The organism is Amorphoplanes digitatis, assembly GCF_014205335.1.
Classification (GTDB): Bacteria; Actinomycetota; Actinomycetes; order Mycobacteriales; family Micromonosporaceae; genus Actinoplanes; species Actinoplanes digitatus.
In genome coordinates, this window is record NZ_JACHNH010000001.1 from 4,716,961 (window position 1) to 4,734,677 (window position 17,717).

Genomic DNA, 17,717 nt, shown 5'->3' on the forward strand with positions numbered 1-17,717 from the left:
ATCGCCACTGCCGCATGCCAGTCCGGCGACGGCATCAGGCGATCGGTACGTCCAGCCACGATTCGCTACTGAGGGTGATCGTGGAGTTTCTCGTATTGGCGTCAAGGTACAGCGGGTCCTTGGTGTCGACGACCAGGGCGAGGCGGTGGCCGGCCGGGAGGTCGTACGCGGTGACCTGCAGCGGCAGGTCCACGTCGGTGGGAGAGCTCAGCCAGGTGGCCGGGGCGTGCGAGAGCAGGCTGCCGAGGCCGAGGGCGTTCACGTCGTACAGGTACGCGATGACGGTGCCCCGCGGGTGCGACGAGCTCACCCGCGCGTGCAGGCGCGGCACCCCGCGTACCTTCCAGCCGCCGACCGGCGCGGCGCCGGATTCCCACACTGCGGCGTTGTCGCGCGACACCGCCGGCAGCCACATGATCGGCGGGATGCCGGTGAGACCCTCGAGGCCGTTCGTCAGCAGGGCTACCCCACCGTCGGCGATGGTGTCGGCGCCGGCGGGGAGCCGCCACGACCACCTGTCCGCCGGTGGCACCGGGTCCAGCCCGCCGGTGGCGATCAAGCCGTGTGGCGCGCCGAGCCGGCGGCGGTCGGTGTGCCCGGTCAGGTGCGCCCAGTCGGGGTAATACTCGACCGCGGAGGAGTTGTGCGGGCGGAGCACGACGCCGGGCTCCTCGCCGATGCCGGTGTCGATGCCGCGCAGGTACTGGTCAAGCCAGCGTCGCACGCTGGTCCACACGTGATTGCGGATGCCGGCGAGGCCGGGAAGCTCCGCGGTGGCATGGTCACCGGGTGCCAGCTCGAGGCGCTTGGATGTGCGCAACGCGGTGTAGAAGTCGACCATCTGGTTGGCGGGAAAGACGCTGTCGCCGAAACTGTGCGCGATCAACACCGCCGGATGGTTGCGGTTGATCGCGTCGATCGCGTATCGGGCGGAGCGGCTCCGCGCCCAACGCTCGCGGCCGGCGGCGTCGCGGTCGGCCCAGTAGTCGCCCAGAATCCGGGTCATCTCCGGTGACGGGCGTCCGAGCAACCGGGCCGTGGTCTGCAGGAACCAGGCCGCCTGCGACCGGCGGGTGTTCTCGCCGCTCATCGAGGCGGCCAGGTCGGCCCAGCCGCTGAGCGAGCCCACCGCGCGAATGCGCGGGTCATGCGCGGCGGCGAGCAGGCTGATCCCGCCGCCGTAGGACATTCCGACGATGCCGATCCGCGACGGATCGACCCGGGTGTGCGCGATGAGCCAGTCGACCGCGCTCGATGCGTCCGCGATGTCTTTCGGGCCGCCGACGTCGATCGTCCCGCCGGAGGCCCAGAAGCCGCGCGTCGTGTACGACAGGACGACGTACCCGGCCTCGGCGAACTGCTTCGCCTGCGCCAGGTACTGGAAGTCGTTGAGTGCCCAGCTCGCCACGAGCACGACACCGGGGTGTGTGCCGGGGCCGGTCGGCTCGATCACGTTGGACTTGAGCACCACCCCGTCGGCGGCGGTGATGTCGTTCCAGTGAAAACCGGTGGTCGACCGGGCGGCGGCCCCTGCCGAAGCCGGCGCTACCACCGCCGCCGACGTCAACAGCAGCGACAGTACGAGTGCAAGACGATGCATCGATGACCCCCGATCCCTGAAGTTACCGGAGAGTAACACGTTCGACAAGTGATCTACACCGCCACCGGCGCCAGCAGGCGACCCCTTGTGCATAGTGGAGCGTCTCGATATGTTAACGAGAAGTCACATCATGCGTTCCTTTGAAACCTGCCCCAGCAATCACCACGAGCTGGTGTTCAAGGTGACGTCAGGCCGAACGGGAGGTAGGCAAGCTAATGCAGAATCTCAGCAGAAGACGCGTCCTGACCCTTGGGGCCGCGCTGGGCCTGGTCGGCGTGGCGGACCCTGCCAGGGCGTGGGCATGGTCGTCCGCGGACTCGATCGCCGCGACCGACACGGTCACCGACCCGTGGGGCGTCTGGGATGACGCCACGGACCCGCTCGTCGCCTCGCTCCTGGAGAACGGTCAGATCCCGGCCGTCAACACCGCGTTCGAGTCATGGATCAACAACGGCGACCCGGTTCCCGGCGGCCTGCCCGCGGACCTCTCCGCCTACCTCCAGCGGGTCAACGGCCTGCCGTCGTGGGCCGACCAGGCCAAGCTGAACCGCGGCGCCCAGTTCAACAACCGCATGAGCATGTACCTGTTCCTGTTGTACGGCCTGGGCAGCGGGATCATGAGCACGGTGATCCCGCGGGAGGCACGCAACGTCTACTACTCCGAGGGCGGCGCCGACATGAAGTCGCGGGCGGCCAAGACCTTCACGTACGGCTACGACCTGAGCGCCGCCGACGCCTTCCAGCCCTCGGGCCACTTCGTGGTCACCTCCAACAAGACCCGCCTGACCCACGCCGCGGTGCGCCACCTGCTGCCGCAGTCACCGGCGTGGCGGGCGGTGACGGACGACCAGGACTTCCTGCCGATCAGCAACGGCGACATCCTGGTCACCTTCCACAGCCTCGGCACCTACGTGCACGGCAGGCTGAGCTCCTGGGGCATCCGGATGTCGTCCGCGGAACAGGACGCCTATCTGCACATGTGGCAGGTCGCACTGCACCTGCTGGGCGTGCGGGACGACTTCATCCCGGCGAGCTGGGCCGCCGCGAGGCGGCAGTCGTCCTATGTGCTGACGCCGATCCTCGCCCCGACGCCGGAGGGCAGGAATCTGGCCGACATCCTGTTCGGCCTCACCGGCCAGATCGACCTGGGTGTCACCCGGGGATTCCTGCACGAATTCGCGCGCTACGTGCTCAGCGACACGATCGGTGACTGGCTACGACTTCCGCGCGACCTCGTGGCGCGCGGCCTGATCGAGGTCGGCTGGCCGGCGTACGTCGCGTTTCGCGAGGGGCTGTCGCCGGTCGTGCCGAACGGGTTCGCCATGTTCGACCGGCTCGTGCGCGGCCTGGCGATGCTCTTCCTCAACAACGGCACCTCGGCGACCTACACTCCCATCACCATCCCGACGGGGAACCGGCCCAGCGCCTGACTCAGCGGGTCAGGGCGCCGATGACCAGGGCGGTGACGGCGTCCCGATGGCCGGGGGCGTTCTGCCATCGCAGCGCGCGTCCGGCCTCGACGACAACGCCGAACCCCGCGTGCACCAGCAGGCGCGCCTGGTGCGGGTCCAACTCGGGACGGACCATTCTCAGCTGCTGCTCCCAGACGGCGATGTGCTCACGCTGCGCGAGGACCAGGGGCCGTCTCAGGTCGGCCGGCAGGCCGCGGATCTCGGCCTCGGCGACGCTGTTGAGCGCGTTGTGCTCGAAGCTGTAGGCCACGTACGCCGCGGCCAGCGCGACCACGGCCTCGCGCGGGCCGGCCGCCTGATGGACGCTCCGCTCCACCGCCTGGGCCAGCAGCCCCGCGGCCTGCAGGCACGCGGCCACCAGGATGTCGACCTTGCCGGGATAGTGGCGGTAGATCCCGGACGGGGTGAGCCCCACCGCCTGCGCGATCTGCCCGTTGGTGACGGTGGCGAACCCGTCCCGGGCGAACAGCGGGATGGCCGCCGCCAGGATCTCGGCACGGCGGGTACGCGGCACGGGCTGGACGGGCAGTTCGACCAGGCCCGCGCTGCCCGCGGCCGACGTCGGATCGGTCGCGGCCACCCGCATGGCGGATGCCAGCAGGAGGTCCTCGATCCGGCGTTGGGCGACCGAGCTGTGATGCATCGTGATCGACCCGATCGCGCCGAGGGCCGCCACGGCACGCAGGCGCTCCTCGGGCAGCGGATGCTCGCGCCGGACGATCTCGGACACCCGACCCACCACGTGCGCGAACTTTCCTCGAAGCAGCCGGCGGTCCGCGCGCTCGAGGTAGCGGGCCTCCCACCGGTACAGGCCACCCGACGCGCGGTGGGCGACCGTGACCCGGGTGAGCGCGGCGAGCACGTCCTTCAGGGCCGCCTCGGGCGGCGACTCGTCGAGCGCCGCGACGAGCCGGTCGACCATGACGTCGGCGCACTCGGCGAACAGGGCGTACTTGTTGGGAAAGTGCCGGTACAGCGCCGCGGCACTGATGCCGACGCCGGCGGCGATCTCCTCCATGGACGACGCGTGGTAGCCGCGCTCGCTGAACACCTGGCCGGCCGCCTCGACGATGAGCTGCTTGCGGTTGCTCGGCCGAGTGGCCGCGGTCGGCCCGGCGGTCACCGGACCACTCGAGCCGGCGCGGGCGGACACAGGGCCATGCGGGCAAGTCAATCACAGCGTGCAGCCTTGAGATCGATGCTCTCTCACCGACCGCCGCCAGTCGGTAGCATCCGGCCATGACGCTCGAGGATCCCCTGACGACACTCGACACGCTCTGGTCGGTCTGGGCGGAGCAGGGCCGGGCGCTGGTCGACGAGCAGTGGGTGCGGCCGACCCGGCTCGGCGCCTGGGATGTGCGGAGCCTGTACGCGCACGCCGCGTCATGGCCGCCCGCCTTCGCCGGCCTGCTCGATCAGGTGCGGCACGCGGAACCCACGCACGCCACGGCCGCCGCACTTCTGCGCGACTTCAACACCCCGGACGGAAACGCCAACCGCCTGCGGGACTGGTCCGCGGCCCGGGCCCGCGAGGATGCGACCAAGTACAGCACCGCGCAGCTGGTAGAACAGTTCGCCGGCGCCGGACCGCGGGCGATCACGACCGCGCGCCGGCTGGGTCCTGTCGCCGTGGACTACTTCGGGCAGGCCGTCGGAACACCGTCAACCTGTTCCCCGTCCTGACCTGAGCGGAGCGCATTCAGGCCGCGGCCGCCAACGCCGGGTCGTCCAGGGCGGCCCGCGCCTCGGCCTGTACAGACGCCGGCGCCGACGAGACGAGGACGTGCTCCAGCGCCTGCCGGTACGCCGTGGCGAAGGCCTCCCCGGCCGGCACCTCGATGTCCGGCACCACCCCGGTGCCCTCCCAGTTGCCGCCGGTCACCGGGCTGATCGACCGGGCGATCGGCACCGTGATCTCCACAGTGGGCGTGATCGGGAAGAACTCGGTGGGGTGCGCGCCGCCGCGGGTGGTCTGCCCGATGAGCGTCGCCCGGCCGTACGCCTGCAGGTTGTAGCAGAACTCCTCGCCGGCGGAGAACGTGACCTCGCTGGTCAGCACGGAGACCGGCCGGTCGAGGTACCGCTCGCCGGGCAGGTACGCCAGGCTCCAGAACTGCCGGGTCTCTCCGGACTCGCCCTGGTAGATGCCGTTGAGGTGCGTCTCGTCGTCGGGGAACAGGTAGCTGAGCCAGAACGTGACGCCGTTCGGCGACCCGCCGCGGTTCTTGCGCAGGTCGATGATGAGCGCCTCGGTGTGCGACACCAGCTCCATCGCGGCGGCGATCGCCCGGCCGCCCGCGGACGCCTCGGGGATCTGGCGCAGGTCGAGGTAGCCGATGTTGCCGTCGAGGCGCTCGACCCGGGCGATGCCGTAGTTGGTGTGTGGCGCCTGGCGCAGATAGGCCGCGGCCGCCTCCTCCCGGGTCAGCGCGGCGTGCAGCTCGGCCTCGCGGACCCGCACCCGCAGGTGCTTGTCGCCGCAGATCTCGAACAGTTCCGCGGTGAGGCGCTCGGTGAGGTGGCGCTCGTCGAGGCCGGCGTACTCGCCGGCCTGTTTGCGGCGGCGGATCGCCGCGGCGGCCGCCTCGGCCTTCTCCGGGAAGATGTATTTGGCGCAGAGCAGGGCGAGGGCTTCATCGATGACGTCCGGCGACATGGCGACCAACCTAGCCGCTCCGCTCGTACGGCGCGGGCCCGGCGTTCGTGACGCCGGGCCCGCTTCACGGTCAGGCCGCCGGGGTGCCGGTGACCTTGAGGTCGCGCAGCCGGCCGATGTTGTCGAACGAGCCGAAGCCCACCCGGCCGGAGCCGAACGTGGTGTCGCGGGCGGTCATCAGCGGATCCTTGGAACCGTCGAGATAGACCGCGATCTCGCCGGTGGCCGGCAGGTGCTTGACCTTCACGTCGTGCCACCTGGTGTCGGTCACCGCCGGGTTGGCGCCGCGGGAGCGGCCGTTCCACTCGTAGTCGATGCGTTCCCGGTCGGCGTTGTTGACCTTGAAGATGCCGTTGTGCGGGTAGATGGTGTTGTCGCTGGAGAGGTGTGCGTAGTAGAACTCCGTGTCGGACCGGTAGCCGAACACGATGATCACGTCACGGTTGGTGATCTCGACCGGCTCGTCGAGGCGGACGCTGCCCTTGATCTCCACCGACGAGAACACCGGGCCGGCCGTCAGGACCGCGTACTCGAAGGGGCGGCGCGGTCCGGGCCGCTCCGTGCCCGCCTCCGCGAGGATCACCTGCCTGCCGGTGAACTGCCACTTGGACGGCGTGACCGGCGCCCAGTTGGACGGGCGCATCGTGTCGTGGACCCTCGTGGTGCCGGGCGACGCCGCCGCGAAGGTGCGGGTACCGGTCACCTTCCAGATCCTTCCGTTGGCCTTGGCCAGGATGTAGAGCTCGCCCTGCGCGTCGGTGCCGAAGCGCAGGTCGACCCGGTTGGGGTCGCCGGGCGCGCCGGGCGACGACAGGTCCCGCATCCGCACGGGCACGCCGGCCGAGTCGAACAGGTTCATCCGGTGGATCGTGGCGGGGGTGCGGCCGCGGCGCATCTCATCGGCCTCGGTGTAGAGGATCCACCCGTTGACCAGGTCGCCGAAGACGTACTTGCCGCGCAGCGCCGGCAGGTCCCGGCCGCGGTAGACGAAGCCGCCCGCGACCGCGACGCCGACGTCGGAGGTGCAGTTCCACCCCGGCTGCGGGTTGTGGTCGTACGCGGCGACCGGGTACTGGTAGCCGGCGTCGTCCGCCGGCAGCGGGAAGATCCGGTCGCAGGGCGTGGTGGGTGTCCTGTCGAAGACGTACGCGCCCTCCCGCTCGCTCCAGCCGAAGTTGTCGCCGGGGCGCACGTCGTAGATCGCCTCGATGGCGTGCTCGCCGATGTGGCCGAGGTAGAGCCGGCCGGTGGCGCGGTCCCAGCTGAACCGGTGTGGGTCCCGGAAGCCGTACGCGTAGATCTCGCCCAGCCTGCCCGCCTGCCCGGCGAACGGGTTCGACGGCGGGATGCCGTACCGGCCGTTGGGCGCGTTGGTGCCGCGCGGGTCGATGCGCAGCAGCTTGCCGTGCGGCATCGCCAGGTTCTGCGGGTCGGTGTTGCCGACGCCCTGGCCGCCGTCGCCGACGGCGAGGTAGAGGTTGCCGTAGTCGGCGTCGCCGCGCCGCGCGGTCGGGTTGAAGTTGATCTCCTGAATGCCGTGGATCTGGCCGCCGAAGCCGATCCGCAGCACCTCGCGGTGGGTGCCCTCGAACGTGTCCGCGGCCGGGTCGGTGGCCCGCCACTCGTCGATGACGCCGTGGTAGAGCACGTTGGTCTGCCGGTAGTCCGGCACGTCGGCGGTGATGGCCGCCTCTTCGGTGTGGATGGTGTAGAAGAGGCCGTTGCGCTTGAAGTCCGGGTGGAACGTGACGTATCCGAAGCCCTGGCCCAGGCCCCGGCCGGAGAAGAACTCCGGCTGGAACGTCGCGGCGACGTCGAGGTAGACGTGCGGCACGCCGTCCTTCACGAAGTACAGGTTGCCGTTCAGGTCGGGCACCGCGCGCCGGCCGGAGCCGTCGGGCACCTCCATGATGGTGTTGATCCGGGCGATCCGGTTGAGCCGCTGGTCGACGAGCGGCGGGTCGGTGAACGACTGCGGGAAGCTTGCGTACTCGGTCAGCTCCAGGCCGAGCCGCGAGGTCACCGGCTCGGTCGGTACCGGGTCGTAGACGGCGCCGTCCGCGGCGCGGGCCGGCGACGGCAGTGCCACCAATGTGGACAGTAGTAACAGAACGACGGGCAGGAACCTGCGAAACATGATTACCCCCGGGTCATGAAGCGGTACTGGTTCGCGACGTCGCGCGCCGACAGCGAGCGGTCGAGGAGCATGAGCGCGTCCATCCGGCAGTCGCACGGGTTGCGGTCCGGCGAGCCCTGCCAGGGGAAGCTGCCGCCGATCTTGATCCCGCGAGGATCGGTGGCCGTGGTGACGTGCGGTCCCGGGCCGTTGATCAGCCACGGGTCGTCGTTGCGGGTGTAGAAGCCCGCCACCGCCTTGCCGTTGCGGTACAGCGCCATCGTGCCGCTGGTGTAGTCGAACGTCGCGGCCAGGTGCACCCACTCGTCCCTGGGCAGCAGGACCTTCCAGTCCTCGTCGGCCGCGAACGTCTGCGAGAGGCCGCCGTCGATCCGCCGGCCGAGCGCGACAAGGCGCAGCGTGCCGTTGACGTCGATGAGTTCGAGCAGCGCCCGGACGGCGTGCCCGTCGGAGTCGCCGGTCAGCACGCCGGTGAGCCCGATCGCGTTGAAACCCGCGGCCGGTGCGTCCATGGAGCGCTTGTACCAGCCCATCACGGTGATGCCCTCCACCGCGTTGAACGCGCGCAGCGTGCGTACGCCGCTGGCCGACCATGTGCCGGCCTTCCAGTCGTCGTTGGCGGCCGCCGCCACCGGCCGGGTCTGGAGCACCTGCCGGCCGCCGGGATACGCGCGGTCCCGCACGCGCATCCCGGCGCCCCCGTTGACCAGCTCGATCTCGGTGCCGGAGCGGCCCCGGTCCGCCTCGAGTGCCGGATCGCCCGGCATCGGGTGGTCGAAGTCGTAGAAGGCGACCACGTCGGGTCGCAGGGAAGGATGGATGTCGTGCGGGCCGGTGCCGCCTGCCTGAGCCGGTGCGGTGGCGGCGCCGGTCGCGAGGACCGCGACGACGGCGACGAGCGCACGGCCGGTTCTGGTCATCATTGACCCCTCTCAACGAATGTGCGTGGGTTTTCCGCCTAGGTAGAGCTCGCCGAGCTGAGGATCGGCCAGCAGCTCGGCCGCCGGCCCGGAGACGTGCACGCGCCCGAGGTCGAGCACGCAGCCGATGTCGGCGGTCTGTAGCGCCCGCCGGGCGTTCTGCTCCACGAGCAGGACCGCCGTCCCGGCGTCGCGCATCCGCGCGACCTGCTCGAAGATGGTGCTTGTCGCCTTCGGGTCCAGGCCCATCGACGGCTCGTCGAGGAGCACCACCTTCGGGTCGACCATCAGCGAGCGGGCGAACTCGACCTGCTTCTGCTGGCCACCGGAGAGCAGCCCGGCCAGCGAGCCCCAGCGCTGCGCGACGACCGGGAAGAGGTCCCGGACGAAGGCCGCGCGCTCGGCGACCCTGGCCTTGTCCTTGATGGTGTAGCCGCCGAGCAGCACGTTCTCGGCGACGGTCATCTCGCGGAAGACGCTGTGGCCCTGTAGCACCAGCGCCACCCCGGCGGCCAGCATCTTCTGCGGGCCGGCGCCGGTGAGGTCGGCGTCGCCGACCAGGACCCGGCCGGAGCTCGGCCGCAGCAGCCCGGCGGCGACCTTGAGCACCGTGGACTTGCCGGCGCCGTTCGGGCCGACCAGGCAGACCACGGACCCGGCGGGCACGGCGACGCTGAAGCCGCGCAGCACCGGCGCCGCGCGCCCGTAGCCGGCCTGCACGTCGGCGAGCTCGATCTCAGACGCCAAGGTATGCCCCCAACACGCGCTCGTCGGTGCGGATCAGCGACGGCGGGCCCTCGGCGATCGGGCGGCCCCGGTCGAAGACCACGATGTGGTCGCTGATGGCCATCACCAGGTCCATGTTGTGCTCGACGATGACGAACGTGCGGCCCTCGGCGTTGAGCTCGCGGACCAGGGTGCCGATCCGGTCGAGCAGCGCCGGGTTGACGCCGCCGGCCGGCTCGTCGAGCAGCACCGTGTCCGGCTCGCCCATCAGCACGCCGGCCAGTTCGAGCAGCTTCTGCTGGCCCCAGGACATGTTCCGGGCCTCGACGTCGGCGAGGTGCTCGATGCCGAGCCGGGTGAGCCAGCCGCGGGCCCGGTCGACCTCGCCGCGGCGCCGCGCGCCGCGCAGCCCGCCGGCCAGGCCCGCCGGCCGCACCGCGGCCAGCACGTTGTCCAGCGCCGACATGCGCGGGAAGACCCGGCAGAGCTGGAAGGTACGGCCGACGCCGGCCCGGGCGATCGCGTGCGGCGCCTTGCGGGTGATGTCCTGGCCGGCGTACGTGATCCGCCCGCTGTCGGCCCGGATCATCCCGGTGACGCAGTTGAAGAACGTGGTCTTGCCGGATCCGTTCGGCCCGATGAGCGCGTTGACCCGCCCCGGCCGGAAGCTCACGGTGGCGCCGTCGAGCGCCACCACTCCCCCGAACGCCTTCCGCACATCCCGGCTCTCCAAGGTCATCGTCCCGCCCCCTCGCGCTCGCGCTCGTCGCGCAGTTCCGCGGCGGTCACCTCGCGGATCGAGCTCTGCTGATTGCGGCGCAGCCGCCGCCAGAGGCCGCCGAGCGCGGGCAGGATGCCGTCGGGCATGAACATGACGACCAGGCCGAGCAGCAGCCCGGTCGCCACCAGGTGCAGCGGCGTGTTGCCGAACCGGCCCTTGAAGTACTCCAGCGCGACGCCGACGATCAACGCTCCGGTGAACGGGCCGAAAAGGTTGCGCACGCCGCCGAGCAGCGCCATCAGCACCAGGTAGCAGCCGGTGAGGATGGAGAACTGGAAGACCGGGTCGAGGTCGCCGAACCACAGCGCGTAGAGGCCGCCCGCCAGCGCGGTGAACCCCGCCGAGATCACAAAGACGATCAACTTGTACGCCAGGGTCGGCGTACCGAGCGCCTCGGCCTTGTCCTCGTCCTCGCGGATCGCCTTGAGGCCCAGCCCGAAGCGGGACCGGTCGATGAGCCACCAGGCCAGCAGGGCCAGCGCCAGCAGGGCCGCGAAGAGGTAGTAGAAGACCCGGTGGTGCTCGGGGCGCAGCAGGCCGGGGAACGGGCGCGGCACGACGAGCCCGCGCGAGCCGCCGGTGACCGCCGCCCAGCTCTGGAAGACCAGCAGCAGGATCAGCACCAGCGCGATGGAGACGATGACGAACGACGCGCCGCGTACCCGCAGCGCGGCCAGGCCGATCGGCACCGCGAGGGCCGCGACCAGCAGGGCCGCCACCGCACACGCCACGAAGCTGGGCAGGCCGGCCCGGGTGACCAGCAGCGCGGTGCCGTAGCCGCCGAGGCCCGCCAGGGCGCCGTGGCCGAGGGAGATGTAGCCGGTGAAGCCGCCGACGAAGTTCCACGACGTCGACAGCACCGCGAAGTTCAGCACCACGATGCCGGCCGACAGGATGTAGGGGTTCGGCGCGAGGCTCGGGAACGACAGCACCGCCGCGGCGAGGGCGGCCAGCCCCAGCCCGGTCAGTACCCGCCTAGAAGCGCTGGGCAAGACGGCCTCCGAAGAATCCCTGCGGCCGGAACGCCAGCGTCGCGAAGAGCGCCAGGTAGAAGATCGTCTGCGCCCAGGTCGTGCCCATCGGGATCTGCAGCAGGCTCTGCATGAGCCCGAGCAGGACCGCGGCGGCCGCGGCGCCGGGCACGCTGCCGAGCCCGCCGACCACGATGATCGCCATGAGCGGGCCGATCCAGTGCCAGTGCAGCGAGGGGTAGATGGTGGTGTCCAGGGACAGGGCCGTGCCGCCGACCGCTGCGGTGGCCAGCCCGAGCCCGAAGCCGTACCCGGCGACCCGGTCGGTGTCGATGCCGACCAGCCGGGCCGCGTCGCCGTGCTGGATCGTCGCCCGCAGCGCCCACCCGAACGTCGTCCTCTTCATCAGCAGGTAGAGCCCGCCCAGCGCGACGACGGCGAGGCCGAACGCGATCAGCTTGACCACCGCGATGCGGGCGCCGAAGAGCCCGATGCTCGCCGAGCCGTAGCTGAGCTGGATGCGCCGCTGCGTGCCGGTGAACGCGTAGCCGAGCAGGCCCTCGATGATGAGCGCGACGGCGAAGGTGAGCAGCACCGACATCATCGTCAGGGTGATCGGGCGCAGCCGCGACAGCAGCAGCCGCTGGAACAGCACGCCCGCGCCGAAGAAGAGCGGGACCGTGACGATCATCGAGAGCAGCGGGTCGGTGCCGAGCCGCTCGTGCGACCACCACGCCAGGTACGCGGCGAGGATGAGGAACGCCGAGTGGGCGATCATCACCACCCGCATGATGCCGAAGTAGAGGGTCAGCCCCGCCGCCAGGAGGGCGTAGAGCCCTCCCAGCAGCAGCCCGAGGATGACGCTCTGGAACACGAGGCCACCGGAGGGCATCGGCGAATCACCAGGCCGGCTTCGGGTACAGCAGGTCGGCCTCCTTGACCGGCTCCGGCAGGACGATCTTGATGGAACCGCCCAGCCACTGCTGGATCATGTGCGCGCCCTGCGGCTTGCCGGCGGCGTCCCAGCTCAGCGGGCCGACCACCGTCTCGACCTTGTTCGCGTGCACCCAGTCGACCAGCTTCTTCTGGCAGTCGCCCTGCTCGGCGCAGCCCGCGGCGGTCACCGCCGCCGCGACGACCTGGCCGGTCGTGTACGCGTTCGCCTGGTCCTCCTCGGGCTCCTTGCCGAACTGCGCCTTGAACTTCTCGACGAACTCCTTGTTGCTCTCGTACGGCGCGCCGGGCGTGTAGCCGGTCGGCGAGAGGACGCCCTCGGTCTTGTTCCCGATGGCCTTGGCGAACTCGGGGTTGGTCGGCGCGCCGGAGAACGCGGCGAGCTTGGGCTGGTAGGCGAGCTGCTGGAGGGCGACGATCAGGTTCACGCCGTCCTGGTACTGCGAGCCGCCCACCAGCATGTCCGCCTTCGACGCCGCGATCTTGGCAGCGATGCTGCCGAAGTCGGTGGTGTTCGGCGGGTAGACCTCGTCGACGACGGTCTTGAACCCGGCCGCCTCCAGCTTCGCCTTGAGCCCGTACGCGGTGCCCTGCGCGAACGGGTCGTCCATCGCCGCGTACGCCACGGTCTGCGGCCGCTTGTCCGGCGGCATCGCGATCAGGTACTCGGCCAGGTGGTTGTAGTGGTCGTTGGCCACCGCAGGTGCCGCGTAGAACAGGTTCTTGAAGCCCTGCTCGAAGACCTCCTTGGCGGCGCCGGCCGGCTCGACGAAGAGCATGCCGTACTCCTCGGCCACCCGGGCCGACGGGACGACAAGGCGGGTGGAGAACGGGCCGACCACCAGGTCGACCTTGTCGCTGCCGATCAACTGCTCGTAGTCGGCGACGACGCGGTCCGCATTGGACTGGTCGTCGAGGATCTTGAGCTCGATCTGGCGGCCGAGCAGGCCGCCCTTGTCATTGGTGATCTTCGCCCAGGCCTCGTAGCCCTCCTGGACACCCTTGCCGGGCTCGGAGAAGTCCCCCGTGAGCGGCAGCGAGATCCCGACCACGATCGGATCATCGGAGGCCTGGCCGCCGTCGCCGCCGTCGTCGCTGCACGCGCCGAGAGCAAGGATCGTGGTCGCGGCCAGGGCCGTGGCCCAGCGTGTACGCCTTAGTGATGAACGCATCCTCGGAAGCTCCTTTGCCCGGGACGTAAGCGCTTGCGAAAGCGCTTACGTAGCCTAAGCTGAGTCTCGCGTCACTGGCAATAGCTGTAGTGACGCGAGCCTGACGGTCAGTGACCCGACCCAGGCCCGAGTTCCGTGGAGAGTGGACGGATGCCCAAACCCGGCCCGAGGCTGCGCCTCATCGACGTCGCCGAGCGTGCCGGTGTCTCACTGGCGACCGCCTCCCGCGCCCTCGCGGGCCGCGACGGCGTGAGCGAGGAGGTCGCCAACCGGATCCGGGACATCTCGCGCGAGCTCGGCTACGTGGCCAATCCGTACGCGCGGACCCTCGCGGGCGGCGCCAGCTCCACCGTCGGCCTGGTCGTGCACCAGGTCGACGACCCGTACTTCTCCGAGATCGCGGGCGGGGTCATCCAGGTCGCCGACGAGCAGAGCCTGCTGGTGCAGATCTGCCACTCCGGCCGCGACCCCGACTACGAGCTGCGCCAGATCCGGCACCTGATCGCCCAGCGGGTCGGCATCATCATCATCGCCGGCTCGGGCTACAGCGACCTGCGCGTCGAGGCGGAGGCGAAGGCGGAGCTGTCGGCGTTCCAGGGCCTGGGCGGCCGGGTCGCGGTCATCGGCCGGCACGCGCTCGGCGTCGACGCGGTCCTGCCCGACAACGAGGCCGGCGGCCGGGCGCTCGGCGACCACCTGGTCGGCCTCGGTCACCGCCGGATCGCGGTGGCGGCCGGCACGCCCGGCCTGACCACGGTCGCCGACCGGCTGGCGGGCGTGGCGGCCGGCCTGCGCGCGCACGGCCTGTCCCTGGACGACCTGCCGGTGGTGCACACCGACTTCACCCGCGACGGCGGCCGGGACGCGACGGAGCAGATCCTCGCCGACCACCCGGACACGACCGCGATCGTGGCGCTCAACGACGCCATGGCGATGGGCGTGCTGTCGGCGCTGCGCGCCCGCCGCGTCGCCGTGCCGGCCCGGATGTCGGTGGTCGGCTTCGACGACGTCTCGGTGGCGGCGGACCTGGCGCCGAGCCTGACCACGGTCCGCCTGCCGATGACCGACATGGGCCGGATGGCGCTGCAACTGGCGCTCAAGCCCCGCTCGGCCCGGCCCCGCCGCCGCTCCACCGGCCACCACCTGATCGTCCGCGACTCGACCGGCCCGGCGCCGCGCTGACCAAGGACCGGTCAGCCCGGTCCGGCGACGTGGTCGCGGTAGCCGGCGAGGGCCTCGGCGAGCACCTCGTCGCCCGGGCGGGACCACACGTCCTCGGCGAAGACCTCCACCTCGATCGGGCCCGCGTAGCCGGCCGCGTCGACCGCCTCGCGGAAGCGGCGCAGCTCCACGCAGCCCGTGCCCGGCAGGCCGCGGCCCAGCAGCACGCCGGCCGGCAGCGGGGTCAGCCAGTCGGCGACCTGGAAGCAGGCGATCCGCTGCTCGCGGCCGGCCCGGGCGATCTGCTCCCACACCGTGTCGTCCCACCACAGGTGGTAGGTGTCGATCGCCACCCCGACCGCCCGGTGCGGGTACGGTGCCGCGAGGTCCAGTGCCTGCTTCAGGGTGGACACGACGCAGCGGTCCGAGCTGAACATCGGGTGCAGCGGCTCGATCGCGAGGCGCACCCCGGCCTCCAGCGCGTACGGCACGAGCGTGCCGATCGCCGTGCCGACGTGCGCGCGGGCCGCGTCGATGTCCCGGCTGCCCGGCGGAAGGCCGCCGGAGACCAGCACCAGCGTTCCCGCGCCGAGCGCCGCGGCCTCGTCGATGGCACGCCGGTTCTCGTCCCACCAGGTCGGCTCCTGGAAGAAGCCGCCGCGGCAGAGCGAGGTCACCGTCAGCCCGGCGTCGCGGACCAGCGCCGCGGAGCGCTCCACTCCGTATTCCTGTACGTTCTCGCGCCACAGGCCCACGCCGGTGACGCCGGCCCGCACGCAGCCCGCCACCAGGTCGGGCATGGGCCAGTGCCGGGTCGTGGCCTGGTTGAGGGAGAAGCGCTTCACGGCTGCGCCACCCCCACCGTCGTCAGCCAGGCCCGGGCCCGGTGCGCGGCGAGGTCCGCGTCCGGCAGCAGGCCCGCGGAGTCGGCCAGCCGGATCAGCTCGGCCAGGTGGTACGGCGAGCGGCCGCTCTGCACGCCGCCGACCATCGTGAAGTGGTCCTGGTGGCCGGCCAGCCAGGACAGGAACACGATCCCCGTCTTGTAGTACCAGGTCGGCGTCTCGAACAGGTGCCGGGACAGGGTCACCGTCGGCGCGAGGATGCGGTCGTACCCGCCGAGGTCCCCCGCGTCCAGGGCACGCAGCGCCGCGGCCGCCGCGGGCGCGATCGCGGCGAAGATGCCCAGCAGCGCCTCGGAGTGTCCCCGCTCGTCGCCGCGGATCAGGATCGGGTAGTTGAAGTCGTCGCCGGTGTAGAGGCGCACGCCGGCCGGGAGCCGGCGGCGCAGCGCCACCTCGAAGTCCTCGTCCAGCAGGGACAGCTTGATCCCGTCGATCTTCCCGGGGTGCGCGGCGACAAGCGTGGCCACCGTGTCGGCGGCCCGCCACCGCGAGCCGGAGCCCCAGTAGCCGGCGAGCCGGGGGTCGAAGGCCTGCCCCAGCCAGTGCAGCAGGACCGGCTGGTCGGAGTCGGCGATGAGCTGCCCGTAGACGTCGAGGTAGTCCTGTGCGTCCTCGGCCGCGGCGGCCAGGTGGCGGCTGCACATCAGCACCGGGCGGGCGCCGGCCTCCTGCACGTCGGCAAGCTGCTCGCCGTAGGCCTTGCGGATCTCGTCGAGGGTCGCGGGGCCGGGCGGGAGCTGGTCGGTGCCGACCCCGGCGACGATCGCGCCGCCGACCGCGGCGGCCTCCCGGGCCGAGCGGCGGATCAGCTCGCGGGCCGCCGGATAGTCGAGGCCCATTCCGCGCTGCGCGGTGTCCATGGCCTCGGCGACGCCGAAGCCGTGCGACCACAGGTGGCGGCGGAACGCCAGGGTGGCGTCCCAGTCCAGCACCGGCGGCGCGCCGGGGATGTTCCCGCCGGCGGGGTCGGCGACGACGTGCGCCGCGGCGTAGGCGACCCGGCCGGTGAACGGCGCGCCCGGCGCCGCCCACTGCGCGCCCGCGCCGGACAGGGTCAGCGGGCCCCCCGGCAGCCGCACGGTCCGGCCCCGCGCCGGCTCGCTCATCGCTCCAGCTCCGGCACCTCGACGCGGCGGCCCTCGCGGGCCGACCGCAGGCCCAGCTCGGCCAGCTGCACCCCGCGCGCGCCCGCCCACAGGTCCCAGGTGTACGGCGCGTCCTCGGCGACGTGGCGCAGGAACATCTCCCACTGCGCCTTGAAGCCGTTGTCGAACTCCTCGTTGTCCGGCACCTCCTGCCACTGATCGCGGAAGGGCTCGGTGGCCGGCAGGTCGGGGTTCCACACCGGCTTCGGGGTGGTGGCCCGGTGCTGGACGCGGCAGCGGCGCAGGCCGGCCACCGCGCTGCCCTGCACGCCGTCCACCTGGAACTCCACCAGCTCGTCGCGGTTCACCCGGACCGCCCACGAGGAGTTGACCTGTGCGACGACGCCGCCGTCGAGCTCGAAGATCGCGTACGCCGAGTCGTCGGCGGTCGCCTCGTACGGCTCGCCCCGCTCGTCCCAGCGGCGCGGCACGTGCGTGGCGACGTGCGCGGTCACCGCGCGGACCGGGGCGAAGAGCTGCTCCAGCAGGTAGTGCCAGTGCGGGAACATGTCGACGACGATGCCGCCGCCGTCGGCCGCCCGGTAGTTCCAGCTCGGGCGCTGGGCGTCCTGCCAGTCGCCCTCGAAGACCCAGTAGCCGAACTCACCGCGTACCGAAAGGATCCGGCCGAAGAAACCGCCGTCGATCAGGCGTTGCAGCTTGCGCAGGCCCGGCAGGAAGAGCTTGTCCTGCACCACGCCGTGCCGGACGCCGGCGGCGTCCGCGGCGCGGGCCAGCTCGATCGCCCCGCTGAGCGTGGTGGCCAGGGGCTTCTCGGTGTAGATGTGCTTGCCCGCCGCGACCGCGAGCCCGATGGCCTTCTCCCGCTCGCCGGTCACCTGGGCGTCAAAGTAGATCTGCACGTCCGGCCGGGCCAGGGCGGCGCCGAGGTCGGTGGTGTAGTCGGTAAGGCCGTGCCGGTTGGCGACGTCGCGCAGCTTGGCCTCGCTGCGGCCGACCAGGACCGGCTCGGGCCAGAGCAGCGAGCCGTCGCGCAGGGGCAGGCCGCCGGCCTCGCGGATGGCGAGCAGGGAGCGGACCAGATGCTGGCGATAGCCCATCCTCCCGGTGACACCGTTCATGACGATCCCGATCGGGACGCGAGCGGACATGGGCC

The 17,717-nt window shown here is 71.6% G+C and carries 16 protein-coding genes; 3 read left to right on the top strand and 13 right to left on the bottom strand.

The window, feature by feature from the left end; all coding sequences use genetic code 11:
• Window positions 1-34: 34 nt before the first annotated feature.
• On the bottom strand, window positions 35-1,600 hold the full coding sequence (locus BJ971_RS20665) for a CocE/NonD family hydrolase (protein WP_184994892.1): 1,566 nt from the start codon (window positions 1,598-1,600) through the stop codon (window positions 35-37).
• 215 nt (window positions 1,601-1,815) lie between these two features.
• Here BJ971_RS20665 and BJ971_RS20670 point away from each other — a divergent pair, with 215 nt between their 5' ends.
• Complete coding sequence (locus BJ971_RS20670; protein ID WP_184994893.1) at window positions 1,816-3,030, top strand: oxygenase MpaB family protein; 1,215 nt, start codon at window positions 1,816-1,818, stop codon at window positions 3,028-3,030.
• Between the two features lies 1 nt (window position 3,031).
• Here BJ971_RS20670 and BJ971_RS20675 read toward each other — a convergent pair whose 3' ends face one another.
• Window positions 3,032-4,195, bottom strand: coding sequence for a TetR/AcrR family transcriptional regulator (locus BJ971_RS20675; protein ID WP_184994894.1), 1,164 nt, complete (start codon window positions 4,193-4,195; stop codon window positions 3,032-3,034).
• A gap of 116 nt (window positions 4,196-4,311) precedes the next feature.
• Between BJ971_RS20675 and BJ971_RS20680 the strand changes: the two genes are divergently transcribed.
• Window positions 4,312-4,755, top strand: coding sequence for a maleylpyruvate isomerase N-terminal domain-containing protein (locus BJ971_RS20680; protein WP_184994895.1), 444 nt, complete (start codon window positions 4,312-4,314; stop codon window positions 4,753-4,755).
• Between the two features lie 16 nt (window positions 4,756-4,771).
• On the opposite strand, the gene BJ971_RS20685 is transcribed toward BJ971_RS20680, so the two are convergent.
• The 8 genes from BJ971_RS20685 to BJ971_RS20720 all read right to left on the bottom strand — a co-directional run bounded on the left by BJ971_RS20685 (window position 4,772) and on the right by BJ971_RS20720 (window position 13,389).
• Window positions 4,772-5,728, bottom strand: coding sequence for a S41 family peptidase (locus BJ971_RS20685; protein WP_184994896.1), 957 nt, complete (start codon window positions 5,726-5,728; stop codon window positions 4,772-4,774).
• Between the two features lie 70 nt (window positions 5,729-5,798).
• Window positions 5,799-7,817, bottom strand: a complete 2,019-nt coding sequence (locus tag BJ971_RS20690; protein WP_239087363.1) for a PQQ-dependent sugar dehydrogenase — start codon at window positions 7,815-7,817, stop codon at window positions 5,799-5,801.
• A 50-nt stretch (window positions 7,818-7,867) separates the two neighbouring features.
• Window positions 7,868-8,785: a LamG-like jellyroll fold domain-containing protein gene (locus BJ971_RS20695; RefSeq protein WP_184994898.1), complete on the bottom strand. Its 918-nt coding sequence runs from the start codon at window positions 8,783-8,785 to the stop codon at window positions 7,868-7,870.
• A gap of 12 nt (window positions 8,786-8,797) precedes the next feature.
• Window positions 8,798-9,532 (bottom strand): ABC transporter ATP-binding protein, encoded by a 735-nt coding sequence (locus BJ971_RS20700; RefSeq protein WP_184994899.1) that lies wholly within the window; start codon window positions 9,530-9,532, stop codon window positions 8,798-8,800.
• A complete protein-coding gene (locus tag BJ971_RS20705; RefSeq protein WP_184994900.1) occupies window positions 9,522-10,250 on the bottom strand; it encodes an ABC transporter ATP-binding protein in 729 nt (242 codons plus the stop codon). The genes BJ971_RS20700 and BJ971_RS20705 overlap by 11 nt, the downstream gene beginning before the upstream one ends.
• Window positions 10,247-11,284, bottom strand: coding sequence for a branched-chain amino acid ABC transporter permease (locus BJ971_RS20710; protein WP_239087362.1), 1,038 nt, complete (start codon window positions 11,282-11,284; stop codon window positions 10,247-10,249). The genes BJ971_RS20705 and BJ971_RS20710 overlap by 4 nt, the downstream gene beginning before the upstream one ends.
• Window positions 11,268-12,155, bottom strand: a complete 888-nt coding sequence (locus BJ971_RS20715) for a branched-chain amino acid ABC transporter permease (RefSeq protein WP_184994901.1) — start codon at window positions 12,153-12,155, stop codon at window positions 11,268-11,270. The genes BJ971_RS20710 and BJ971_RS20715 overlap by 17 nt, the downstream gene beginning before the upstream one ends.
• Window positions 12,156-12,162: 7 nt before the next feature.
• Window positions 12,163-13,389, bottom strand: a complete 1,227-nt coding sequence (locus BJ971_RS20720; RefSeq protein ID WP_184994902.1) for an amino acid ABC transporter substrate-binding protein — start codon at window positions 13,387-13,389, stop codon at window positions 12,163-12,165.
• A 150-nt stretch (window positions 13,390-13,539) separates the two neighbouring features.
• Here BJ971_RS20720 and BJ971_RS20725 point away from each other — a divergent pair, with 150 nt between their 5' ends.
• On the top strand, window positions 13,540-14,571 hold the full coding sequence (locus BJ971_RS20725) for a LacI family DNA-binding transcriptional regulator (protein ID WP_184994903.1): 1,032 nt from the start codon (window positions 13,540-13,542) through the stop codon (window positions 14,569-14,571).
• 11 nt (window positions 14,572-14,582) lie between these two features.
• On the opposite strand, the gene BJ971_RS20730 is transcribed toward BJ971_RS20725, so the two are convergent.
• From BJ971_RS20730 to BJ971_RS20740, 3 genes are read right to left on the bottom strand one after another with little or no spacing between them, the layout of a single operon-like run.
• Window positions 14,583-15,395, bottom strand: a complete 813-nt coding sequence (locus BJ971_RS20730; protein ID WP_239087361.1) for a sugar phosphate isomerase/epimerase family protein — start codon at window positions 15,393-15,395, stop codon at window positions 14,583-14,585.
• Entirely contained in the window at window positions 15,392-16,561 is a 1,170-nt protein-coding gene (locus tag BJ971_RS20735) for a DUF993 family protein (protein WP_184994904.1), read from the bottom strand. Before BJ971_RS20735 ends, BJ971_RS20730 begins: the two co-directional genes overlap by 4 nt.
• Window positions 16,558-17,712 carry a Gfo/Idh/MocA family protein gene (locus BJ971_RS20740; RefSeq protein WP_184994905.1) on the bottom strand — a complete coding sequence of 385 codons (1,155 nt, stop codon included), beginning with the start codon at window positions 17,710-17,712 and terminating at the stop codon, window positions 16,558-16,560. Before BJ971_RS20740 ends, BJ971_RS20735 begins: the two co-directional genes overlap by 4 nt.
• Between the last annotated feature and the right edge of the window lie 5 nt (window positions 17,713-17,717).